23 protein-coding genes and 1 other annotated feature are annotated in these 24,228 nt (G+C 51.6%); of the genes, 17 read left to right on the plus strand and 6 right to left on the minus strand.

What is annotated here, in order from left to right:
- Positions 1–29: 29 nt before the first annotated feature.
- From katE to hxpB, 4 genes are all read right to left on the minus strand, one after another.
- Complete coding sequence (gene katE, locus WCC56_RS12235; protein ID WP_424692629.1) at positions 30–2,294, minus strand: catalase HPII; 2,265 nt, start codon at positions 2,292–2,294, stop codon at positions 30–32.
- 155 nt (positions 2,295–2,449) lie between these two features.
- Entirely contained in the window at positions 2,450–3,847 is a 1,398-nt protein-coding gene (locus WCC56_RS12240; protein WP_424692630.1) for an L-cystine transporter, read from the minus strand.
- A 164-nt stretch (positions 3,848–4,011) separates the two neighbouring features.
- Positions 4,012–4,602, minus strand: coding sequence for a metal-dependent hydrolase (locus tag WCC56_RS12245; RefSeq protein ID WP_424692631.1), 591 nt, complete (start codon positions 4,600–4,602; stop codon positions 4,012–4,014).
- An 877-nt stretch (positions 4,603–5,479) separates the two neighbouring features.
- Positions 5,480–6,151 (minus strand): hexitol phosphatase HxpB, encoded by a 672-nt coding sequence (hxpB, locus tag WCC56_RS12250; RefSeq protein ID WP_424692632.1) that lies wholly within the window; start codon positions 6,149–6,151, stop codon positions 5,480–5,482.
- 170 nt (positions 6,152–6,321) lie between these two features.
- Here hxpB and WCC56_RS12255 point away from each other — a divergent pair, with 170 nt between their 5' ends.
- Entirely contained in the window at positions 6,322–6,861 is a 540-nt protein-coding gene (locus tag WCC56_RS12255) for a YniB family protein (protein WP_424692633.1), read from the plus strand.
- 21 nt (positions 6,862–6,882) lie between these two features.
- On the opposite strand, the gene WCC56_RS12260 is transcribed toward WCC56_RS12255, so the two are convergent.
- Entirely contained in the window at positions 6,883–7,776 is an 894-nt protein-coding gene (locus WCC56_RS12260; protein ID WP_424692634.1) for a fructosamine kinase family protein, read from the minus strand.
- 107 nt (positions 7,777–7,883) lie between these two features.
- Positions 7,884–8,177 (minus strand): type V toxin-antitoxin system endoribonuclease antitoxin GhoS, encoded by a 294-nt coding sequence (gene ghoS, locus WCC56_RS12265; protein ID WP_424692635.1) that lies wholly within the window; start codon positions 8,175–8,177, stop codon positions 7,884–7,886.
- Positions 8,178–8,324: 147 nt separating this feature from the next.
- Here ghoS and WCC56_RS12270 point away from each other — a divergent pair, with 147 nt between their 5' ends.
- The 16 genes from WCC56_RS12270 to WCC56_RS12345 all read left to right on the plus strand — a co-directional run bounded on the left by WCC56_RS12270 (position 8,325) and on the right by WCC56_RS12345 (position 23,638).
- The gene (locus WCC56_RS12270; RefSeq protein WP_424692651.1) at positions 8,325–9,458 is read left to right on the plus strand and encodes an ABC transporter substrate-binding protein; all 1,134 of its coding nucleotides are present in this window, start codon (positions 8,325–8,327) and stop codon (positions 9,456–9,458) included.
- Between the two features lie 375 nt (positions 9,459–9,833).
- The gene (locus WCC56_RS12275) at positions 9,834–10,589 is read left to right on the plus strand and encodes a DUF481 domain-containing protein (protein WP_424692636.1); all 756 of its coding nucleotides are present in this window, start codon (positions 9,834–9,836) and stop codon (positions 10,587–10,589) included.
- A 333-nt stretch (positions 10,590–10,922) separates the two neighbouring features.
- The gene (gene thrS, locus WCC56_RS12280) at positions 10,923–12,851 is read left to right on the plus strand and encodes a threonine--tRNA ligase (protein WP_424692637.1); all 1,929 of its coding nucleotides are present in this window, start codon (positions 10,923–10,925) and stop codon (positions 12,849–12,851) included.
- A 3-nt stretch (positions 12,852–12,854) separates the two neighbouring features.
- Complete coding sequence (gene infC, locus WCC56_RS12285) at positions 12,855–13,406, plus strand: translation initiation factor IF-3 (protein WP_071822113.1); 552 nt, start codon at positions 12,855–12,857, stop codon at positions 13,404–13,406.
- Between the two features lie 90 nt (positions 13,407–13,496).
- On the plus strand, positions 13,497–13,694 hold the full coding sequence (gene rpmI / locus WCC56_RS12290) for a 50S ribosomal protein L35 (RefSeq protein ID WP_424692638.1): 198 nt from the start codon (positions 13,497–13,499) through the stop codon (positions 13,692–13,694).
- 39 nt (positions 13,695–13,733) lie between these two features.
- Positions 13,734–14,090, plus strand: a complete 357-nt coding sequence (gene rplT / locus WCC56_RS12295; protein WP_338563233.1) for a 50S ribosomal protein L20 — start codon at positions 13,734–13,736, stop codon at positions 14,088–14,090.
- A gap of 80 nt (positions 14,091–14,170) precedes the next feature.
- Positions 14,171–14,294, plus strand: a sequence feature (Phe leader region).
- Positions 14,176–14,220, plus strand: coding sequence for a pheST operon leader peptide PheM (gene pheM / locus WCC56_RS12300; RefSeq protein ID WP_001386830.1), 45 nt, complete (start codon positions 14,176–14,178; stop codon positions 14,218–14,220). Its footprint overlaps the feature before it by 45 nt.
- Positions 14,295–14,374: 80 nt before the next feature.
- Positions 14,375–15,358: a phenylalanine--tRNA ligase subunit alpha gene (gene pheS / locus WCC56_RS12305; RefSeq protein WP_424692639.1), complete on the plus strand. Its 984-nt coding sequence runs from the start codon at positions 14,375–14,377 to the stop codon at positions 15,356–15,358.
- A gap of 15 nt (positions 15,359–15,373) precedes the next feature.
- The gene (gene pheT / locus WCC56_RS12310) at positions 15,374–17,761 is read left to right on the plus strand and encodes a phenylalanine--tRNA ligase subunit beta (RefSeq protein ID WP_424692640.1); all 2,388 of its coding nucleotides are present in this window, start codon (positions 15,374–15,376) and stop codon (positions 17,759–17,761) included.
- Positions 17,762–17,765: 4 nt separating this feature from the next.
- Positions 17,766–18,065: an integration host factor subunit alpha gene (gene ihfA / locus WCC56_RS12315; protein ID WP_004157378.1), complete on the plus strand. Its 300-nt coding sequence runs from the start codon at positions 17,766–17,768 to the stop codon at positions 18,063–18,065.
- 53 nt (positions 18,066–18,118) lie between these two features.
- Positions 18,119–19,102, plus strand: a complete 984-nt coding sequence (gene btuC, locus WCC56_RS12320) for a vitamin B12 ABC transporter permease BtuC (RefSeq protein ID WP_424692641.1) — start codon at positions 18,119–18,121, stop codon at positions 19,100–19,102.
- 42 nt (positions 19,103–19,144) lie between these two features.
- A complete protein-coding gene (locus WCC56_RS12325; protein WP_424692642.1) occupies positions 19,145–19,690 on the plus strand; it encodes a glutathione peroxidase in 546 nt (181 codons plus the stop codon).
- Positions 19,691–20,431 carry a vitamin B12 ABC transporter ATP-binding protein BtuD gene (gene btuD / locus WCC56_RS12330; RefSeq protein ID WP_424692643.1) on the plus strand — a complete coding sequence of 247 codons (741 nt, stop codon included), beginning with the start codon at positions 19,691–19,693 and terminating at the stop codon, positions 20,429–20,431.
- A gap of 72 nt (positions 20,432–20,503) precedes the next feature.
- The gene (locus WCC56_RS12335) at positions 20,504–20,962 is read left to right on the plus strand and encodes an NlpC/P60 family protein (RefSeq protein ID WP_424692644.1); all 459 of its coding nucleotides are present in this window, start codon (positions 20,504–20,506) and stop codon (positions 20,960–20,962) included.
- Between the two features lie 388 nt (positions 20,963–21,350).
- A complete protein-coding gene (locus WCC56_RS12340; protein ID WP_424692645.1) occupies positions 21,351–22,091 on the plus strand; it encodes an EAL domain-containing protein in 741 nt (246 codons plus the stop codon).
- Positions 22,092–22,198: 107 nt separating this feature from the next.
- On the plus strand, positions 22,199–23,638 hold the full coding sequence (locus WCC56_RS12345) for a protein adenylyltransferase SelO (RefSeq protein ID WP_424692646.1): 1,440 nt from the start codon (positions 22,199–22,201) through the stop codon (positions 23,636–23,638).
- The last annotated feature ends 590 nt before the right edge of the window (positions 23,639–24,228 follow it).

The raw sequence follows: 24,228 nt of genomic DNA on the forward strand, positions 1-24,228 counted from the left end.
TAGGGTTAACTGCCACCTGAAGGAGCAAGTTAAGCGGGCACGCTCAGCGCTTTTTGGCTGCGGGACCAGATACGGTGTGCGGCCATCGCTGAAAGAAACTCGCTCATAAATACGCCTTCGGCTTTACTGTCTTCAATCACGCCTTCTTCCTGTTGATCGTCAGCCAGGCCAAACTGGGATTTGAAGCGGCGGGCATCGCCACTCAGGCCGATCACTTTCAGGTGTTTGTAGGCTTCCAGCAGGAAATAACGCGCATCGCCGCTCAGCAGTAACGCATCTATGTTGCCATCCGGGACGATGACCGCATCAAAGGTCAGTGAAGGAAGACCGCTGAAAGTGGCATCAATCGGCAGGTCCGAACCATCATCAGCCCTTACCTGGCCCATATGCGGAGCAAGCAGTTTGGCGTGAACGCCGTGTTGTTTCAGCTCAAGCAAGATCGCCAGCGTATCTGCAGCCACCACACCATCGCTCATTAACAGCGCGACCTGACGACCTTTGACAGAACCGCTGGGAACAGCATACAAGCTCAGGCTGGCGTCCTTCTTTAGCCCGTTGACATCTTTAGGGGGAGCGGTGTGCATCTTTTCGTCGGAGAGGGAGATCCCCAGATGTTCCGCCACGCCGTTAGCCAGCGAGATATCAATATGCACCAGATGGTCAACAACCCGTTCACGGATGTATTTTCGGGCGACTTTGCTCAGCTCAAACGAGAAGGCATCAACAATATGCTGTTGCTCGACAGGCGTCTGACTGTTCCAGAACAGCCTTGGCTGTGAGTAATACTCGCCAAAGGAAGGGCTGCGCTCGCGGATTTTGTGGCCTTCAATCCGTTCCTGATAGCTGACGAATCCTCCCCGATGAGGTGAAGGCGGGGTTTCGCGTGGCCAGTTGTCATTGATTGAGTTCGGCTCATAGTTAGCCGGGTTGGTATCAATATCCATCCTGTGCATGCCCTGGCGCTGGAAGTTGTGGTACGGGCAGACCGGGCGGTTGATCGGAATTTCGTGGAAATTTGGCCCGCCAAGACGACTGATTTGGGTATCGGTATAAGAGAACAGGCGGCCTTGTAGCAGCGGGTCGTTAGAGAAGTCCATACCTGGGACAATATGCCCGGGATGAAAAGCGACCTGCTCAGTTTCGGCAAAGAAGTTATCAGGATTACGGTTGAGCACCATTTTGCCTATCAGCTCCACGGGCACCAGCTCTTCCGGGATCAGCTTTGTGGCATCGAGAATATCGAAGTCGAATTTGAATTCGTCTTCTTCCTGGATCAACTGTACGCCAAGCTCGTATTCCGGATAGTCTCCCGCTTCAATGGCTTCCCACAGGTCGCGTCGATGGAAGTCCGGATCGCGGCCGGTCAGTTTTTGTGACTCATCCCACAGCAATGAAGCCTTTCCAGCGACAGGCTTCCAGTGGAAGCGAACAAAAGTGGATTTCCCTTCAGCGTTAATAAACCGGAAGGTGTGGATCCCAAACCCCTCCATGGTGCGATAGCTGCGGGGAATGCCACGATCGGACATCGCCCACATCACGTTGTGCAGGGTTTCTGGCTGGAGAGAAACATAATCCCAGAAGGTGTCATGGGCACTTTGTCCCTGCGGGATTTCATTGTGGGGCTCCGGTTTAACCGCATGCACAAAGTCCGGGAATTTATGGGCATCCTGAATAAAGAAGACCGGCGTGTTGTTGCCGACCAGATCAAAAACACCTTCATCGGTATAGAACTTTGTCGCCCAGCCGCGAATGTCTCTGACTGTATCTGCCGACCCTGCGCCGCCCTGAACAGTAGAAAAGCGGACAAAGACGGGGGTGATTTGCTCAGGATTGCGCAGGAAGTCTGCTTTGGTCACTTCACTCATATCGCGATAAGGTTGGAAATAGCCGTGAGCGGCGGAGCCCCGTGCGTGAACTATGCGTTCAGGAATGCGTTCGTGGTCGAAATGGGTGATTTTTTCACGCAGGATAAAGTCTTCTAACAACGTTGGCCCGCGAGTTCCTGCCCGAAGGGAGTTCTGGTCATCGGCAATACGGGTGCCTTGATTGGTGGTGAGCGGGAAGTTTTCGCTCCCTTTACGGAAGGACTCCAGCGAATCGAGTTTGGCGTTATGGGTATCCGGAGCCTTCAGGCTGCCGGGTGCGGTTGGCTGTTTCCCCGGCGCGCTGGGCTCAGCCACCGGCTTATGAGATCCGTCTTCAGGGGCCAGTGAGTCAAGTCCAGGTCGGGCAGAATCGGGGCCGGTAGACGGGGCGTTGTGACTCAGTTCCTTATTATCGGTTTCTTTCGACATGCTCACTTACTCCTGCAATTGTCGTTTCAGACTCCAGTAACTATAGAACAGAGAAGCGGGTACGCCCGGAAAGAGCAGGGATAGGCGACAAGGTGAGGCAAGGAAGGGAAGGGAATAAAATAAACGGGCTGGCGAGGTGCCAGCCCGAAGTGCTATCAGCGGTGAGCCAGTTCTACTTCGTTAGCCGCATCGGCATCCAACAATGTTTTGTCGGTTTGCTTCATCCACTGGCTGGTTAGCATCCCGGCAGTCATTGAGCCGTTAACGTTTAACGCGGTGCGGCCCATATCAATCAGCGGTTCAATGGAGATTAACAAAGCAACCAACGTGACCGGCAAGCCCATGGTTGGCAGCACAATCAGCGCTGCGAAGGTTGCTCCACCGCCAACGCCAGCGACACCAGCGGAACTCAGCGTGACGATGCCGACCAGAGTAGCAATCCACATTGGATCGAACGGATTGATACCCACGGTTGGCGCAACCATCACCGCCAACATGGTTGGGTAGAGGCCGGCACAGCCGTTCTGACCGATAGTGGCACCGAAAGAGGCAGAGAAGCTGGCAATGGATTCAGGAATGCCAAGGCGACGGGTCTGCGCTTCAACGCTCAGCGGGATAGTTGCCGCACTGGAACGACTGGTAAAGGCGAAGGTAATCACCGGCCAGACTTTGCGGAAGAAGCGGCGTGGATTAACGCCGTTTACCGACAACAGCAGTGCATGAACAGCAAACATGATCGCCAGACCAAGGTAAGAGGCGATCACAAAGCCACCCAGTTTGATGATGTCATTCACGTTGGAACTGGCGACCACTTTGGTCATCAGCGCCAGCACACCGTAAGGGGTGAGCTTCATGATCAAACGAACCAGTTTCATCACCCACGCCTGCAGCACATCAATGGCTGCCAGCACGCGTTCACCTTTGGGTTTGTCGTCGCGCAGCAAATGCAGAGCAGCAACACCCAGGAAGGCGGCAAAAATCACCACGCTGATGATTGACGTCGGGCTTGCGCCGGTCAAGTCAGCAAACGGGTTTTTCGGCACGAAGGAGAGCAGGAGCTGCGGTGTGGAAAGATCAGCAACTTTTCCAACATAGTTATTTTGCAGCGCGGCCAGACGAGCCGTTTCCTGTACGCCCTGAACCAGGCCGGTGGCGTTCAGGCCAAACAACCAGGTCACAAACACGCCAACCAGCGCGGCGATGGCGGTAGTGAACAGCAGTACGCCAATGGTCAGTACGCTAATTTTGCCCAAGGAAGAGGCATTATGCAGACGGGCAACGGCGCTGAGGATTGAAGCGAAGACCAGAGGCATCACAATCATTTGCAGCAGTTGCACATAGCCGTTACCGACGATGTTAATCCAGCTGATGGACTCTTTCAGCACCGGGCTGTCAGAACCATAAATAGTGTGCAGGCCAAGGCCAAACAGTACGCCAATAACCAGTCCAACCAGGACTTTTTTCGACAGGCTCCAGTTGGCGCCGCCGGTTTTGGCCAGAATCACTAACAGGGCTACAAACGCGGCCAGGTTAGCTAATAGTGGAAGGTTCATCCCCAGATCTCCAGTCAATATGGCGTAATTCCTTACGCCGGTAAGCATCAGATAATTTTTATCGCGCACTAAGTACGGCAAGTGCGTGAAGGATATCAGCTCAGACTGGTGCTGCCATATATCCAAAAGATATGGGTTATAACAATTTGCGTTTAATTGGTGGTTTAGTGAACTGATTGCGAGTTTATCAGGCGGTTCATGCTGCTTTGCACAGAATTAACCATTTGTGCAGGCCAGCCTGATGCACCAAAGGGAGGCATACCTTGCGGAAACCACATGGCATACCCTACCAGCGCGAGGCATAAAGCGCGCTCCAGCTGATTCCCTTTCTGGCTGTTTAATAAAGGCAGGCGAAAGCGCCAGCGACAGGGCCAGAGCAAGGGAACGCCAGCAGGGGTAAGCATATCAGCGGCTATATGGCTCAGATAGCCCAGAACTAACCCCTGGAAAACATCAGCGGGGATCACCCAGTCTTTGGGAACCTGCAGATGAAATAGCGCCACACCACCCAGCACGGCGAGCAGGCTATGGGTAAACCCACGGTGCCCAAACACTCGCGCTATAGGTTGAGAGATCCATTTAAATCTTTGGCCAAGAGTGGATTTGGGGTGATCGATATCCGGCAGCAGGCAGGTGAGCAGTGTTGCGGGCACGATGTGCCACCAGTCGCCGTTAGCCAGTTCAGGCGTCAGGTCGGCGCGTTTGGCAAAGATGGCACTGGCAATGGCAAAAATGAGATGGCCTTCGGCCGTCATGGGAACACCTGGCTGCGGAACTGTCGATGTATACAGTATAGGGGATATATACAGTAGAAACTATACGTTACGCTGTAACTAAAGATGACTATTTTTACTTTTATTGAAGGAGTTAAGAGTAAAACAGGCGGTTGGACGTTTGAGTTAAGAGCAAAACAGGGTGCGGTAGTACGGCGTCGGCATAGAGCGCGTTGTTAAGGCTGCAACTTCAAGGACGGCTGCGGTGGTGCGGCGTCAGCATAGAGCGCATTGCTAAGGCTGCAACATCAAGGACGGCTGCGGTAGTTCGGCGTCAGCATAGAGCGCGTTATCCGAGACGCTCGTAGGGGAAAATGTAGCCTCTCCTAAACTCGCAACATTTGTGGAAGCCTGGATGCAGCATCCCTGCTGCATACACTCGGCTAACGCGCTCTATGCCGCCACCCAATAATTTCAGCGTTGTGGGTGGGTATGTGGATACACACTTCAAAACCCACTCGTCGGGTTGCAACTCAGTCTGCCAATATCGTTCTTTCTGATAGCAATTATTACTCATATTACAATGATTTGATTGATTTGATTTTGAAGTGTGTTGCCCCATTTGAACAGGCAACATTGAAGCTGACGGGAAGGGAGAGAAGGTTGATAAGCAAAGTATCTGCGACAGGGACGTCGCAGCTAAGCCTCCAGGGAGGATTCACGGCGTCTTTGTGTTCAACCTTCTCTCCCTGACCTTATGCCAGACCATTCAGACAACTTACGATCCAGCAGCAGCAAGCTCTCCCTGACCTGCTCTCTGAGCATCCAGACAACTTGCGTCATTCCAGCATCAAATCATCCTGATCCGCTTTCTGAGCACTCAACAACTCTCAGCCAAAAAAGCTTCAATGCCGACCTGTTACTTGCCGTGCAGGTCGGTGGAAGTCAGTTCGGTCAGCGAGCTAAGTTTAACGTTAGCCAACGCCCAACGGGCATCTTCTGCATGTTCTTTGGCCGGGATAACAATTGAACGCATACGGGCAGCTTTGGTGGCGATCATACCGTTAAATGAATCTTCTAACGTCACGCAGTTCAGCGGATCAACCCCTAAGCGGGCTGCGGCATCAAGGTAAACCTGTGGATGCGGTTTGCTGTAAGGCAGCGCCTCAGCAGAGACAACGGTGTCAAAGTAGTTGCGCAAATTGAACATCTCCAACACGCGTTCGAGCATATGCAGCGGGGAGGCTGAAGCCAGACCGATCTTCAAGCCCTCAGCTTTGCATAACCTTAATGCCTGTTCCACGCCTGGCAGAAGTGGCCGACTCTCTTCGACTAAATTCAGTGCGCGGGCGATGATCCGTTGGGTGACTTCCTCCTGAGAAGGGCCGCTCCACGGCAGCGTGTCATGCCACATTCTGACCGTCTGGTCGATGCGCAAACCCAGCGTATCCGGTAACTCGTTGCGGCGGGTCAGATCAATATCCAGGGTGGAAAACACGTCCATCTCTGCTCGATCCCAAAGAGGTTCGGAATCAATGAGCAGGCCATCCATATCGAAGATGGCGGCAAGGACTGGGCGGGAATAGGCCATTTTGCGGCTCCTTTTGAAAAATTAATTCACCATAGCATGAAGTTTTGCCAGACAACATTGATCGGGCGGTGGCTGATCCGCTCATTTTAACGAGACGCTAACACTTTTTTCAGGCACATTTCGTTCCCTGCAGGTAAACTTAACACCTTAAACCTTAGTCAGGAGAAAGCATGACTTATCAACAAGCTGGCCGAGTCGCGATCCTCAAGCGAGTCGCTGGCTGGATTATTTTTATACCGGCGCTCATTTCAACGCTGATTTCACTGATGACCTTCCTTGAGAAGAGCCGGGAAAAGCGCGAAGGGATTAATGCGGTAATGCAGGATTTCTCCCATGTGATGATCGACATGATCCGCTTTAACACCGAGTTCCTGAATGCGTTCTGGCATAACTCGCCGCAGCCAGATTTTAATCACGGCAGCAACGTGACCTTCTGGATCATCTACTGGCTGATTTTTGTCGGACTGGCTCTACAGGCATCCGGCGCAAGAATGTGGCGACAGTCTCGCCATCTGCGTGAGGGGATTGAGGATCAGCTGATTCTGGAAAATGCCAAAGGACCAGAAGGGCGCAGTCGCCAGCAGCTGGAAGAGAAAATTGTTGTGCCACGCCACACTATTTTCCTGCAGTTTTTCCCACTGTATATTTTACCGATTGTGATTGCCGTTGCGGGTTACTTCGTCCTTAAATTGCTCGGCTTTATCTTCTGACACCCCGGCCTGAAGACGACATCAGGCCGGACGGGCATTTTTCTTGCCCAACTCATCGGCATCCAGCAGTGCACCTACCGCCTGCTGGGCTTCGCCAAACCAGTGCCCGCCAAAAACGTTGGCCCGATTAAGCAAATAATAAAGCTGATACACCGGCTGACGCTGCAGGTAATCGGCTGGCAATGGCCAGACCGACTCGTAACCTTCATAAATTTGTGACGGCAAATCCACATACCAGGACAGCATCGCTAAATCACATTCCCTGTCACCCCAATAGCAGGCTGGATCAAAGATCCAGGGACCGCTGCTGCTGCCACCGCAATTGGCCGGCCAGAGATCGCCATGAAGCAGTGAAGGTTGCGGGTGATGGCTGCCCAGTGCAGTTTGAGCGCAATGAATGATCAGCTCGATATCGCCGTACTGGATGCCTTTTTCGGCTGCCAGCTGGAGTTGCCAGCCAATTCGCTGCTCCGCGAAAAATATCGACCAGCGTTTAAGCCAGCTATTAGGCTGAGGAGTAGTGGTGAGGTTGTTATCATAATCAAGACCGAACTGCGCCTGCTCACTCCATTGATGCAAATGAGCCAGCTGTTGGCCCAATTGCCGGGCGCTGTGCTCATCAAGCGGCTGCAGGGGGATGTATTCCAGCAGAAGAAAACTCATTTCGCGATCGCTGCCTACGCCATAAACAGCAGGAACCCGAACGGTTTTCGTGCGTGCCAGTAACTGAAGCTGATCCGCCTCCCAGGCAAAGAGATTCAGCATGTCGCGATTGTTGCACTTCACAAAGACATCATATTCGCCATAACGAATATGCCATGCCGGGTGAACGTCGCCTCCCGGTAACTCGGTACGCTGGCTGATTTCAGCATCGCCTAACTGCTCACTCAACAGACGACTAATGGCTGACCACATGGCGGCTTCCTCTTTTCGCTGTGTCTTGCGGGACTAACGGATAATAGCGCTTAAAGAATAATCAAAACCAGCGCTTGCGCAAAGCATGGCGCATTTTTTACACAATCTCAGCTTTTATTGTCCTGCAAAAAGGCTTCCAGGGTCTGAACGTCAACGTCTGGTTTCTGGTCCAGAGCCACTTCGGCTAGTTTCTCCGCCTGTTCGCGGACCTTCTCTTTATCTTGCGGGCTGGTGAGACCAAACGTGTTGGTGCCCAGTTCATGAGCCAGGCCTTCAGCATCGTGCAGCGTCGTAGTAAAACCGGCGTTAGTCAGCACGCTATTGAGTTCAAGAATGTCTGAAAGACCTTCTTCCTGGTAACGAAAGGTCACAACATACTGCGTGATATCCGATGCACTCATAATTCACCTCATTGTTAATCCGTGGTTTTCAGCATAGTCCATTGGCAGGAAAGGGGATCGAGGCAGGGTGAATGTTGATAATGCAATTAATTATCATTACTATTGTGGCCCTTTGTTCTGACACTCATTCTGGAGCCCAACGTGCTACTGAAGCCTCAATTCGCCACCCTTGCCACTCTTCTGGCGCTTTCCACCGCGACTTTTTCTGCCTTTGCTACCACCTATCCGGTGACGTTGACCGACAGTGATGGTCAGCAGGTCACCTTGAAGCAGGAACCAAAACGTGTCGTTTTACAGGATGGACGCGATATTTTGACGCTGGCACTGTTGGACCGTGACGATCCTTTCCAGCGTCTGGTTGCCTGGAACAATCTGTTGAAGAAAAGTGATGGGCCAACCTGGGAGCTGATGGAGAAGAAATGGCCGGAAGCGAAAAAAATTATCGACATGGGTTTTAGCGATAAAGGTGAAGTGAATCTGGAGAGTGTGGTCGCTGAACATCCTGACCTGATGATTGCTCAGCTACGTTCTAAACCTTCGCTCAGTCAGGGCGGCGTGCTGGATAAAATGAAGCAGCTCGGCATTCCAGTTCTGTTTATTGATACGTTTGAGCATCCCGTTATCGATACGCCGAAGAGTATCACTTCACTGGGCGTTGCCCTGAACCGTGAATCTGAAGCTAAAGCCTATACCGACTATTATCAGCAACACTATCAGGCCATCATTAATAAGACCCGTAACGTTCAACCGCAGCCAAAGGTCTTTATGGAAGCTAAAGCCGGTCTCGGCGGCATGGAATCATGCTGCTTTACTCATGCGCACGTTGGCTGGGGCGCAATGGTCGAAGCTGTTGGCGCGAAGAATCTCGGATCCGGCCTGTTGCCTGGCGCTACCGGCGATATTTCGCTGGAAAAAGTGATCGCCATGAAGCCTGACGTCTATATCGTTTCCGGTTCTCAGTGGGCGAGCAAAAATAATGCGGCTGTCCCGTTCGGGTATAACGTGACGCAAACTCAGGTTGATCAGGCCTTTAACAACATGAAGCAACGTCCTGGTTTTGCCCAGGTCTCGGCAATCAGCCACGATCGCTTTTACGGGCTGTATCATAATTTCTACAACCATCCTTACAACATTGTTGGGCTGGAGTATCTGGCGAAATTCATCTATCCGCAGCAGTTTACTGAACTTGACCCAGCTAACACCTGGAAAGAAATTGTCACTCGCTTCACTAAAGTGCCTTTAGGTGAGGGTGTGCTCGGATCAAAAGCTCCGGCAAAATGATTTTTTGCTTCCGCGCATGAAGGCGATAAATGAGCAGGGTGGCCGAAAGGGGCCACCCTTTTTTATTAAGTTATCTTTAGTCCGGAAAAACCAATAAGCCCCCATTAACATTAAGAGACGCCTTGTCACTCTTTGACATCTTTGGGGGCACTTTAGGAGATGAGTCTTATGTACACTGTGCTGGCTTCTGCCTAAATAACCATTATACTGCGCGGCGTTAATGAGAATCCTCTCATTCAGAGTCTGAATTGCCCCCTGTGCCAGGTAAAAAGAGCGATTTCATAAAATGTTACGTTTCTTACCATAAAAGGCATTGATCGTCTTGCAAAACCCTTCAGACTCCCTCTTTTCAAATTGTCGTATGGGTCACACTTAATGAAAGCGCTTAACAAGCTGTCTGTAGTTCTTTTGCTCTCCGGGGGAGCTCTTTGCCAGCAAGCTCTGGCGGACAACAACGTCTTTACGGTCATGGATGACCCTTCCACGGCAAAGAAGGATTTTGATGGCAATGCTTCTGCGGGTTACCTGGCTCAGTCCGGTAACACCACCAGCTCCGCCGTGACCGCCAATACCAACATGACCTGGTATCAGCCAAACACCGCATACAGCCTGTGGGGCAATGCCAGCAATACATCGTCTAATGACGAGCGTTCTTCAGAAACCTATCAGGTTGGTGGCCGTACACGTTACAACCTGAACAGCTATGACTACCTGTTCGGTCAGGCTAGCTGGCTGAGTGACCGTTTCAACGGTTACGACGGTCGCTCCTTCCTGGCGGCTGGTTATGGTCGTCAGCTGTTGAACGGCCCGGTGCATTCACTGCGTGTGGAAGCCGGTCCTGGTGTGCGTTATGACGATTACCACGACGGTGGCCATGATACTACTGCACTGGCTTACGGTGCTTTGAGCTACCAGTGGCAGCTGACCGACACCACGAAATTCATTCAGGGTGTTTCCGTTTTGGGTAGTGACGATACGACAGTCAACTCCGAAACCGGTCTGCAGGTTGCTATCAACCAGGACTTCTCACTGAAACTGGCTTACAACGTGACCTGGAACCAGCACCCACCTGAGTCTGCGCCCGATAAAACAGACACTAAAACAACAATTATGTTGTCCTACGCGATGTAATGCGTCTCGGGCCGAGGTAGCCTCGGCCCGTCTCTTCTTTTTGTACAAAGTCCTGTCACTTTTCCTCTTGCCATTCTCTTTTCTGTCCTCATCTTACGATTACCAGACATTATCTATTTTTGCTCACACTTTGACGTACCGTTCATTGCGTGTAAGATGTTCGTCCCTCAGAAGTTTTTTGCATTGAGCTACCTTCTGATAATGTGTACCAGGCTGAGTACCAAACTGACAACTGTGAGTCGGTTTCAAGTCTCTTACCCCTGAGGTATATGAATAAACCAATTTTTGTATGTAGCCTTTCGTGTGGGTTACCACTGCAATTAAGGATGTAAAATGCCCGTTATTACTCTTCCTGATGGAAGTCAGCGTTCTTTTGACCACGCCGTTAGCGTGATGGATATTGCTCAGGACATCGGTCCTGGCCTCGCGAAAGCCTGTATTGCCGGCCGCGTGAATGGTGAACTGGTAGATGCGGTTGATCCGATCACCGAAGACGCCAATGTCGCTATCATCACCGCGAAAAATGACGAAGGTCTGGAGATTATTCGCCACTCTTGTGCTCACCTGCTGGGACACGCTATCAAACAGCTGTGGCCTGACACCAAGATGGCTATTGGTCCAGTTATCGATAACGGCTTCTATTACGACGTTGATATCGACCGTACCCTGACTCAGGAAGACATTGAGCAGCTGGAAAAGCGTATGCACCAGCTGGCTGAAACCAATTACGATGTCATCAAGAAGAAAGTGAGCTGGCAGGAAGCGCGTGATGCGTTTGCCGCGCGTGGCGAAACGTACAAAATGATCATTCTTGATGAAAACATCAGCCATGATGACCAGCCTGGTCTGTATCATCATGAAGAATATGTCGATATGTGCCGTGGTCCGCACGTGCCGAATATGCGCTTCTGCCACCACTTCAAGCTGCAGAAGATTTCTGGCGCTTACTGGCGTGGCGACAGCAACAACAAAATGTTGCAGCGCATCTACGGTACAGCCTGGGCGGATAAAAAGCAGCTGGCTGCTTATTTACTGCGCCTGGAAGAAGCGGCCAAGCGCGATCACCGTAAAATCGGTAAGCAGCTTGACCTGTATCACATGCAGGAAGAAGCGCCGGGCATGGTGTTCTGGCATAATGACGGCTGGACTATCTTCCGCGAACTGGAAGTCTTTGTGCGCAGCAAACTGACTGAGTATGACTATCAGGAAGTGAAGGGCCCATTGATGATGGACCGCGTGCTGTGGGAAAAAACAGGTCACTGGGAAAACTACAAAGAAGCCATGTTCACCACCTCTTCGGAGAACCGTGAATATTGCATCAAACCCATGAACTGCCCAGGCCACGTGCAGATTTTCAATCAGGGTCTAAAATCATACCGCGACCTGCCGTTACGTATGGCGGAGTTCGGTAGCTGCCACCGTAACGAACCCTCAGGGGCGTTGCACGGTCTGATGCGTGTTCGTGGCTTTACTCAGGATGATGCCCATATCTTCTGTACAGAAGAGCAGGTGCGGACTGAAGTGAACAGCTGCATCCGCATGGTGTATGACATGTACAGCACCTTCGGATTTGAAAAAATCGTGGTGAAGCTGTCTACCCGTCCGGTAAAACGCATTGGTACTGAAGAACAGTGGGATCGTGCTGAGGCCGATCTGGCTGCCGCGCTGAAAGAGAACGATATTCCGTTCGAATATCAGCCGGGAGAGGGTGCCTTCTACGGGCCTAAGATTGAATTTACCCTGCATGACTGCCTGGATCGCGCATGGCAGTGTGGCACCGTCCAGCTCGACTTCTCTTTGCCGAGCCGTTTGAGTGCCTCATACATTGGTGAAAATAATGAGCGTCAGGTGCCGGTGATGATTCACCGTGCCATTCTGGGTTCAGTGGAGCGCTTTATCGGTATTTTGACCGAAGAGTATGCCGGGTTCTTCCCGACCTGGTTGGCTCCTGTACAAGTTGTGGTGATGAATATCACCGATGGCCAGTCCGAATATGTTGCAGAATTGACCCGAAAACTGCAGAATGCGGGCATTCGGGCAAAAGCGGACTTGAGAAACGAGAAGATTGGCTTTAAAATCCGTGAGCATACTTTACGACGTGTCCCGTATATGTTGGTCTGTGGTGATAAAGAGGTGGAATCTGGCAAAGTTGCCGTTCGCACCCGCCGTGGTAAAGACCTGGGTAGCATGGACGTAAACGAAGTGATCGCGAAACTGCAAGATGAAATTCGCAGTCGCAATCTTCATCAATTGGAGGAATAAAGTATTAAAGGCGGAAAACGAGTTCAACCGGCGCGTCCTAATCGCATTAACAGAGAAATCCGCGCCACAGAAGTACGACTGACTGGCGTCGATGGCGAGCAGATTGGTATTGTCAGTCTGAATGAGGCTTTGGAAAAAGCTGAGGAAGCAGGCGTTGATTTAGTTGAAATCAGCCCTAACGCCGAGCCGCCCGTTTGTCGTATCATGGATTACGGCAAATTCCTTTACGAAAAAAGCAAATCTTCTAAAGAACAGAAGAAGAAGCAAAAAGTTATCCAGGTTAAGGAAATTAAATTCCGTCCTGGTACCGATGATGGCGACTATCAGGTAAAACTACGCAACCTGATTCGCTTTCTCGAAGAGGGCGACAAAGCCAAAATCACGCTGCGGTTCCGTGGACGTGAGATGGCGCACCAGCAGATCGGCATGGAAGTGCTTAACCGCGTCCGTAAAGATCTGTGTGAAGACATCGATTTGGCAATAGTCGAATCCTTCCCTTCGAAGATCGAGGGTCGTCAGATGATCATGGTGCTGGCTCCGAAGAAGAAGCAGTAGGCCCTAAAGTAATCGAAGTCCGGGCTTCGGCCCGGGCTTTTATTCGCCTGTCTGGTTCATTTTATTAACAATGCGAAGTGGATATTTTTAATGCCGAAGATTAAAACTGTACGTGGCGCGGCCAAGCGCTTCAAGAAGACCGGCTCTGGCGGCTTCAAGCGTAAACACGCTAACCTGCGTCATATTCTGACCAAAAAATCTACTAAGCGTAAACGTCACCTGCGCCCTAAAGGCATGGTTTCACAGAGTGATCTGGCTTCGGTAATTAACTGCCTGCCATACGCATAAGTCTATTTTTTTTAACAGAATATTAAACAGGAGAGCTAAATGGCTCGTGTAAAACGTGGTGTAGTTGCTCGCGCACGTCACAAGAAAATCTTAAAACAAGCTAAAGGTTATTACGGCGCACGTTCACGTGTATACCGTGTTGCCTTCCAGGCTGTTATCAAAGCTGGTCAGTATGCTTACCGTGACCGTCGTCAGCGGAAGCGTCAGTTCCGTCAGCTGTGGATCGCGCGTATCAACGCAGCGGCACGCACTAACGGAATTTCTTACAGCCGTTTCATTAATGGCCTGAAAAAGGCTTCTATTGAAATCGACCGTAAGATTCTGGCTGACATCGCCGTCTTCGACAAAGTGACCTTCACGGCACTGGTTGAGAAAGCGAAAACAGCTCTGGCGTAAGTCAGGTGAAAGAGGGAGCTTGTCTCCCTCTTTTATTTTTGTTCACTAAAGCCACAACCGTTCTTTTGTACAAGGTATCGCAAGCATGAATGCTGCTATTTTCCGTTTCTTTTTTTACTTTAGCACCTGAATCTCGGGGCTTGTGCGCAAAGAAAAGAAACGAAAAATCGCGCTTAAAGCCTCCCCAGTGGAGGCTTTTTTGTTTCTGGCGTAGCTGATAACGGACGAATGCTCGTCCACATAAAAAAACAGACCGGCCACGGCGGCTGGAAGAAGAGGAAAGCATGTCACATCTCGCAGAACTGGTGGCGAACGCGAAAGCGGCCATCGCTGATGCTCACGATGTTGCCGCGTTAGACACGGTACGCGTTGAATATCTGGGGAAAAAAGGACATCTGACGCTGCAGATGACAACACTGCGTGAACTGCCTGCGGAAGATCGCCCGGCAGCTGGTGCAGTCATCAATGAAGCCAAGCAACAGGTGCAGGAAGCGCTGAACACGCGTAAAGACTCGCTGGAATCGGCTGCGCTGAATGCTCGTCTGGCAGAAGAGACGATTGACGTCTCCCTGCCTGGTCGCCGCATCGAGAACGGCGGCCTGCACCCGGTGACCCGCACCATCGATCGTATTGAAACCTTCTTTGGTGAGCTGGGCTTTGCCGTGGAAACCGGCCCGGAAATCGAAGATGATTACCATAACTTTGATGCGCTGAATATTCCTGGCCATCACCCGGCACGCGCCGATCACGATACCTTCTGGTTTGATGCGACCCGTCTGCTGCGTACCCAGACTTCTGGCGTGCAGATCCGCACCATGAAAAACCAGCAGCCGCCGATTCGTATTATTGCTCCTGGCCGCGTGTACCGTAATGATTACGACCAGACCCACACCCCAATGTTCCACCAGATGGAAGGGCTGATTGTTGACAAAAACATTAGCTTTACCAACCTGAAAGGCACGCTTCACGATTTCCTGAACAATTTCTTTGAAGAAGATTTGCAGGTCCGTTTCCGTCCTTCTTACTTCCCGTTCACCGAACCGTCCGCAGAAGTGGATGTGATGGGTAAAAACGGCAAGTGGCTTGAAGTGCTGGGCTGCGGCATGGTTCACCCTAACGTTCTGCGTAACGTCGGTATCGATCCAGAAGTTTACTCTGGCTTTGCCTTCGGGATGGGGATGGAGCGTCTGACCATGCTGCGCTATGGCGTGACCGATTTACGCGCCTTCTTCGAAAATGATTTACGTTTCCTCAAACAGTTTAAATAAGGGCGGGTCAAACCAATGAAATTCAGCGAACTCTGGTTACGTGAGTGGGTTAACCCGGCTATTGATAGTGCAGCACTGTCAGAACAGATCACCATGGCAGGCCTGGAAGTGGATGGCGTTGAAGCTGTCGCCGGGGCGTTCCATGGCGTGGTAGTGGGTGAAGTGGTTGAATGTGGCCAGCACCCAAACGCAGATAAACTGCGTGTCACTAAAATTAACGTCGGCGGCGACCGCCTGCTGGACATCGTTTGTGGCGCGCCTAACTGCCGCCAGGGACTGAAAGTAGCGGTAGCGACCGTGGGTGCGGTGCTGCCAGGCGACTTTAAGATTAAAGCAGCCAAGCTGCGTGGCGAGCCTTCAGAAGGGATGCTGTGCTCCTTCTCAGAGCTGGGAATTTCCGATGACCATGACGGGATCATTGAGCTGCCGCTGGATGCTGCCGTGGGTACGGACATCCGTGAATTCCTGAAGCTCGATGACAACACCATTGAAATCAGCGTCACGCCTAACCGCGCAGACTGCCTGGGCATTATCGGTGTAGCACGAGATGTGGCCGTACTGAACAAGATGACTCTTACTGAGCCAGATATCTCGCCTGTTGCGGCAACGGTGCAGGACACCTTCCCGATCCGTGTTGAGGCAAAAGAAGCGTGTCCGCGTTACCTTGGCCGGGTGGTCAAAGGCATCAACGTGAAAGCCGCTACGCCACTGTGGATGAAAGAGAAACTGCGTCGTTGTGGTATCCGCTCAATCGATCCGGTTGTTGATATCACCAACTTTGTGTTGCTCGAACTCGGCCAGCCAATGCACGCCTTCGACCTTGACCGTATTGACGGCGGTATCGTGGTGCGTATGGCAGAAGAGGGTGAACTGCTGACTCTGCTGGATGGGACTGAAGCCAAACTGAAAGCTGACACGCTGGTGATTGCCGATCACCAGAAAGCGCTGGCAATGGGCGGCATCTTTGGTGGTGAGCACTCAGGCGTTAACGAAGAAACCTGCAACGTGCTGTTTGAGTGTGCTTTCTTTAGCCCGCTTTCAATCACTGGTCGTGCACGTCGTTACGGTTTACACACTGATGCTTCTCATCGCTATGAGCGTGGTGTAGATCCGCAGCTGCAGTTCAAAGCCATTGAACGTGCCACTCGTCTGTTGCTGGATATCTGTGGCGGTGAAGCTGGCCCGGTAATTGATGTTACTAATGAAGAGACCTTACCTGAGCGTGCCACCATTACGCTGCGCCGTGAGAAGCTGGATCGCCTGATTGGTCACGTTGTAGCGGATAGCGAAGTCAGCGACATTCTGCGTCGTCTGGGCTGTGAAGTCACCGAGGGTGAGGGAGTCTGGCAGGCTGTGGCACCGGGCTGGCGTTTCGATATGGAAATCGAAGAAGACCTGGTCGAAGAAGTGGCTCGCGTGTACGGCTATAACAATATTCCAGACGTGCCTGTTCAGGCCGGTCTGATTATGACTAAGCACCGTGAAGCGAATCTTTCTCTTAAGCGCGTAAAAGCCCTGCTGGTAGACAAAGGTTACCAGGAAGCGATCACTTACAGCTTCGTCGATCCTAAGGTCCAGGCGATGCTGCACCCAGGCGAAGAGAATCTGGTGCTGCCAAGCCCAATCTCCGTAGAAATGTCGGCAATGCGTTTGTCGCTGTGGACTGGCTTGCTGTCTGCGGTGGTGTACAACCAGAACCGTCAGCAAAACCGGGTGCGTTTGTTCGAAAGCGGCCTGCGCTTTGTGCCTGATACTCAGGCAAACCTTGGTATTCGTCAGGATGTTATGCTGGCAGGCGTGATCAGCGGAACCCGCAATGAAGAGCATTGGGATCTGGCGCGTCAGGCAGTTGACTTCTATGATTTAAAAGGTGATTTGGAGTCTGTCCTCGACCTGACCGGTAAATTGCCTGAGATTCAGTTCCGTGCTGAAGGCAATCCTGCTTTGCATCCAGGACAGAGCGCTGCAATTTATTTACAAGGCGATCGCATCGGATTTATCGGAGTGGTGCATCCAGAACTTGAACGGAAACTGGATCTTAACGGTCGTACTGTGGTGTTTGAACTGGAGTGGGACAAGGTGTCAGACCGCGTCCTGCCTGACGCGAGCGGCATTTCTCGTTTCCCGGCAAACCGTCGTGATATCGCCGTTGTGGTAGCTGAAAACGTCCCTGCAGCAGATATCATCACAGAGTGTAAGAAAGTTGGCGTAAATCAGGTAGTTGGCGTAAACTTGTTTGACGTGTACCGCGGTAAGGGCGTAAATGAAGGTTTTAAGAGCCTCGCTATCAGCCTGATTTTGCAAGATACCGCCCGGACACTCGAAGAAGATGAGATTGCCGCTACCGTTGCAAAATGTGTAGAGGCACTGAAAGAGCGATTCCAAGCATCCTTGAGGGATTGAACCTATGGCGCTTACAAAAGCTGAGATGTCTGAATACCTGTTTGAGAAGCTGGGGCTTAGCAAACGGGATGCCAAAGAACTGGTTGAACTGTTTTTCGAAGAGGTACGTCGTGCTTTGGAAAACGGTGAACAGGTGAAACTGTCAGGATTTGGCAACTTCGACCTTCGCGACAAAAACCAACGTCCGGGACGAAACCCCAAGACTGGTGAAGATATTCCAATCACGGCGCGTCGTGTGGTCACTTTCCGTCCCGGCCAGAAACTGAAGAGCCGGGTTGAGAACGCAACACCGAAAGAAGACTGATTTCTGCTAGTTAAAAAGGCCGCTTATGCGGCCTTTTTCATATGAAGTGAACCATGACGCTGCTTTCTGAACAGATGAACAGTGCCCGGCAGCACCAGCGGCGCTGGCTGGCAGGCTTGATGGTCTTTAGCCTGCTGATGATAGTCCTGAGTTTATCCGCCGGGGATCGCTGGCTGCTGCCCGCAGACTGGTTTACCCCGGAGTATTCGCTGTATGTCTGGCAGCTACGCCTGCCCAGGACGCTGGCCGTGCTGCTGGTAGGGGCATCGCTGGCTGTGGCTGGTGCAGTGATGCAGGCGTTGTTTGAAAATCCACTGGCCGAACCTGGTCTTTTAGGCGTTTCGAACGGGGCCGGTGTCGGGCTGGTGCTGTGTATTTTTGCCGGGGCGGCCGGACTGTGGGAAATCAGCCTTTGTGCCATTCTTGGTGCGCTGGTGGTGACACTTATTCTGCTCAGGTTTTCCCGTCAGCACCTTTCTAACAGCCGCCTGCTGCTGGCAGGGGTGGCGCTGGGGATCATTTGCAGTGCAGTGATGACCTGGGCCGTCTATTTCAGCACAGACCTCGATCTGCGCCAGTTGATGTACTGGATGATGGGGGGATTCAGTGGTGTGGACTGGCGTTATCGCTGGTTAATGCTGGCCTTGCTGCCGGTGCTGATGTGGCTTTGCTCGTTGTGGCGGGTCATGAATCTGATTGCGCTGGGCGAGATTTCTGCCAGACAATTAGGGCTGCCTTTGCTGCTGTGGCGCAACCTGCTGGTGCTGGGCATCGGTTGGTTAACCGGCGTCAGCGTGGCGCTGGCGGGCGCTATCGGCTTCGTTGGGCTGGTTATCCCGCACATCCTGCGCCTGAATGGCATTAACGATCATCGTATGCTGTTACCTGCCTGCGCACTGGCGGGTGGTGCAATCTTGCTGGCAGCCGATGTGCTGGCCAGAGTCGCGATGTCTTCAGCAGAATTACCGATTGGGGTGGTGACGGCAACGCTCGGCGCTCCGATTTTTATCTGGTTACTGATACGCAACCGGCCTTAATGGCCTCCCTCTTTTTCACTCTCTACTGAACAGGAATAATCGATGACTATTTTCGACACAAAACTGGAAACGCTGGATGGCGAACAGACTTCTCTGGCGAACTGGCAGGGCGACGTGCTGTTAGTGGTGAACGTGGCATCAAAATGCGGCCTCACGCCTCAGTACGAGCAGTTAGAGGCCTTACAAAAAAGCTGGCAGGACAAAGGGTTCTCCGTACTGGGTTTCCCTTGCAATGCTTTCCTGGGCCAGGAACCGGGCAGCGCAGAAGAGATTAAAACCTTCTGTAGCACCACCTATGGGGTGACCTTCCCGATGTTCAGCAAAATCGAGGTCAATGGCCCGGAACGTCACCCTCTTTACCAGCAGTTAGTGGCGGCTCAGCCAACGGCCAGCGCACCGGATAACAGTGGTTTCCTGGAGCGTATGACCAGCAAAGGGCGTGCGCCAAAAGAGCCCGGCGATATTTTGTGGAACTTCGAGAAGTTCCTGATTGGCCGCGACGGCACCGTTGTTCAGCGTTTCTCGCCGGATATGGAACCTGCCGACCCGCTGATTGACAGTGCCATTAAGCAAGCTCTGGCAAAATAGATGCTGTTGAAGTGTGAGGGCGTTGCGATTGCGCAGCGCCTTGCGCCTTTTAGCGCTGAAGTTAACAGCGGGGAGCTAATCCATCTGTTGGGGCCTAATGGTGCCGGCAAGAGCTCTCTGTTGGCTTGTCTGGCCGGCTTATTGCCTGGAGAGGGAACAATTTTGCTTTCCGGGCAGCCTTTGCAAGACTGGGCAAGCACCGCGCTGGCCAGGACGCGAGCCTATCTGGCTCAACAGCAGGTTCCTGCTGGCAGAATGCCTGTCTGGCAGTACCTGACACTGCACAATACTGCCGGGGTTGAGGCTGATGAGGGAGCGTTAATGGCACTCTGTCAGACCTTCCAACTGCTGGATAAACTGGCAAGGCCATTGAGCCAGCTCTCTGGAGGGGAATGGCAGCGCGTTCGTCTGGCGGCAGTGTTATTTCAGATAACCCAGCCAGAAGGGAAACTGCTGCTGCTTGATGAGCCTCTGACCGGATTGGATCTGGCACAGCAGGCCGCATTTGATGGCTATCTTGCCAACTGCGTGGCGCAGGGGCTGACGGTAATCATGAGCGGACATGATATCAATCACAGTCTGCATCATGCTCATCATGTCTGGTTAATGAAACAAGGGACGCTGGTTCAGCAGGGAACCGTTGATGAGGTTCTCCAACCCGAGAGTCTGAGCAAGGTCTTTGAAGTGCCGTTCCGTCGATTGAGTGTCGAAAATCACGATATTCTCACTACATTTCTTTGATTAGCCGGACATTCTTGTCTGAAAACACCGTTTGCAGGTAGAGTAAGACGTCACCTCCGAAGGATCTCCGTTATGCGCTACTGGCTGTTGCTGATCGTCATTATTCTTGCGGGCTGTAGTAGCCATGCACCCCCACCGAATGGTCGCCTGTCCGATTCGATCACGGTTATCGCTCAACTGAATGAACAACTCAGCCACTGGCGTGGTACACCTTATCGCTATGGCGGCATGGGGCGGGGCGGCGTAGACTGTTCTGGTTTTGTCTACCTGACCTTCCGCGATCGTTTTGATCTGCAGCTTCCCCGCACTACGGTGGCACAAACGGACATTGGCACGCGTATCAGCAAAGAGGAATTGTTACCAGGCGATCTGGTCTTTTTCAAAACGGGCAGTGGTGAAAATGGGCTGCATGTTGGCATCTATGATACCGATGACCAATTTATCCATGCTTCAACCAGTCAGGGGGTGATTCGTTCTTCCTTAAATAACGTTTATTGGAAAAAAGTGTTCTGGCAGGCAAGGCGGATTTGAGGAAGATAAATATTTAGCTTGCTAAGCATTTACAGATAAAGCGCATTTATTCGTTATAAGATTTATGGGATGATATTAAGCCTTCGCTCGATTCGGTTCTGGCAGAATAAATTAATTTACCTTAAGTCTCTTTTTATGTCAGCATTACGTCAAATTTTAGTAAAGAGATGTTGAAGTGAATGACAAGATAATGCTTAAACGTCGGTGACGCTATAAACTGACCAGCATCTTTCTTATCAATTGTGTGATAGTTTATGGTTTCGCAACGGGCCTCATCCTGCCTGATTTACTTTTTTTGCTGCAACTTCACTTTATGATGGCACGGTTAATTGCCATTGAACGGTGAGGCAGGGTGCACGAATTGGCACTTCATCATGGCTAGATAAAAATGAAAATCCATCTGGAAGCGGATTATAAAAGTTACACTGCATTCTACCCAGTTTACAGCTTTGACGGCCTTTTAATCGCTGTCGAGTTGCTTACGCATTTTTCCCATACCACAGCCAACGTTGCCATACCGCAAGAGATGCTGTTGCCACAAATGGATAACGAGCAACGCATCCTGCTGTTACAGAGCCAAATAGCCAGTATTGAAAAGCATCATGACTTCTTTCGCCAGCAGGGCGTTAAAGTGACGCTTAAAATTGATGAGATTATTTCACAAGCGATTCTTGAAAGTGACTTTCTGGCTAAAAAGCTGGACGCGCTGGAATGGCTTGAACTGGAAATTAATGAAAGCTTTCCGAATTTAAAAATGGGTAAAGACCATCCGACGCTAATGGCATTAAGTGAGCGATTTGACTTAAGTCTGGAGAACTATGGTGCGGGTAAAGCCCCTTCAAAAGCAGTGTATGACGATCTTTTCTATCGTATCAAGCTGGACAAAGGCTTTATCAAACACAATATAAACAAGCTCTCCTTTAAACCATTTATAAGTACAGTGCTGGATCACATCAAACCGCATTGTCATCAAATAATCGTTCAGGGAATTGATGATTTATCGGGTTTAGAGAAGATCAGCCATTACCAATTTGATGGGATACAAAGCTCGCTTTTTTCACCCGTAAGCGAAGATGCGCTGTCGTCATTGATTCACCCGCCTAAAGAGTTACAGGGCCTGCCACAGTAATACCCCCTTTACGAATCTGTGTTAACCGCTGGCGAGGCGGTTTACACTAAGCGATAACCTGCCAGCGGTCCGATCGCGACCGCACAGGCAAATCGCAAGGGGATCTCATGCAGTTTACTAACACCTGGCACCAGGAGCTTGAAGGTTTTTACACAGCCCTTCAGCCAACGCCGTTAAAAAATCCACGTTTGCTCTACCACAGTACTGCTCTGGCCGGCGAGTTGGGGCTGGACGACAGTTGGTTTACGGCGGATAAAATCGGTATCTGGAGTGGCGAGTCTCTGCTCCCTGGTATGCAGCCTCTGGCGCAGGTTTACAGTGGTCATCAGTTTGGCGTCTGGGCCGGACAGTTAGGAGACGGAAGAGGTATTTTGCTGGGTGAACAACGGCTGGAAGATGGCCGTAAAATGGACTGGCATCTGAAAGGCGCAGGACTGACCCCTTATTCGCGCATGGGTGATGGCCGCGCTGTTTTGCGTTCCTCTCTCCGGGAGTTCCTGGCCTCTGAAGCGATGCATCACCTTGGCATTCCAACATCCCGTGCTTTGACCGTAGTGACCAGCGATGAGCCTGTTTACCGTGAGACCACTGAGCGCGGTGCGATGGTGCTGCGCGTAGCGGAAAGCCATCTGCGTTTTGGTCATTTTGAGCATTTTTTCTATGCTCAACAGCCAGAGAAAGTTCGTCAGTTGGCCGATTATGCCATCCGTCACCACTGGCCTCAGTGGCAAGAAGAGCAGGATCGCTATCTGCTGTGGTTCAGCGATGTTGTCAGAAGAACAGCGCGTCTGATCGCTCACTGGCAAAGCGTGGGCTTTGCACACGGTGTGATGAACACCGACAATATGTCGATTCTGGGTCTGACGCTGGATTATGGTCCTTACGGTTTCCTGGATGACTACAAGCCAGATTTTATCTGCAATCATTCTGACTACCAGGGACGCTATAGCTTTGAGAATCAGCCGGTGGTGGGGTTGTGGAACCTTAATCGTCTGGCACATTCTCTTTCGGGTCTGATGACCACTGAGCAGCTGAAGCTGGGATTGTCTGAATACGAGCCCGAGCTGATGCGTTGTTGGGGCCAGCAGATGCGAGCCAAACTGGGTTTTTCAACTCAGGGACAGCATGACAACGATATCCTGACCGGATTGCTGGCGCTGATGACCAAAGAGGGCAGCGATTACAGCTGGACCTTCCGTCAGCTTTCTTATTCGGTGCAGCAGGAATCGACTTCACCTCTGCGCGATGAATTTATTGACCGTGAAGCGTTCGACAGCTGGTACAACATCTGGCGTCAGCGTGTGCTGGAAGAAGGTCGCAGCGATGAAGAACGTCAGCATCAGATGAAGCAGGCCAATCCAGCCATCGTACTACGCAATTATCTGGCCCAGCAGGCGATAGAACTGGCAGAAAAAGATGACATCAGCGCGCTTAGCCGATTGCATCAGGCTTTAAGCAAGCCCTACGAAGAGGCGCCGGAGTTCGCCGATTTGATGCAGCGCCCACCAGACTGGGGCAAAAAGCTTGAAGTGAGTTGTTCCAGCTGATGCCTGATTCAGGCCAGGGGCAGATGCCCGGTTAGGCGGGGTTTGACGCAGAGATTCAGCAAATTGTCTGGATGATCAGGTGGCCAGGCCAGGGAGATCTTGCTGCTACTGGATCGTTTAGTTGTCTGAATGTTCAGGTGGCAGGTCAGGGAGAGCTTGCTGCTACTGGATCGTTTAGTTGTCTGAATGTTCAGGTGAAAGGTCAGGGAGAGAAGGTTGAACACAACGTCGCCGTGAACCCATCCGTGGGGGCTCAGCTGCGGCGTCCATGCCGCAGAAGACTAGCTTTCAACCTTCTCTCCCTTCCCATCAAGCTTCAATGTTGTCTGTTCAATTGGGGCAACACACTTCAAAACATTGTTCGAGCCGGGTTTTGACCTGTGCATCCACCAAACCTTCCATCGTCACTGAAGCTATTGGGTGGCGGCATAGAGCGCGTTAGCCGAGTGTATGCAGCAGGGATGCTGCATCCAAGCCTAAAGGGATGTATTTACGGCGTCTCGGATAACGCGCTCTATGCTGACGCCGTTCCACCGCAGCCGGTTTTGACCTCAACCACGCGCTCTATGCCGACGCCTTACCACCTCAGC

Origin of the sequence: Erwinia sp. (assembly GCF_049696395.1) — a bacterium.
Classification (GTDB): domain Bacteria; phylum Pseudomonadota; class Gammaproteobacteria; order Enterobacterales; family Enterobacteriaceae; genus Erwinia.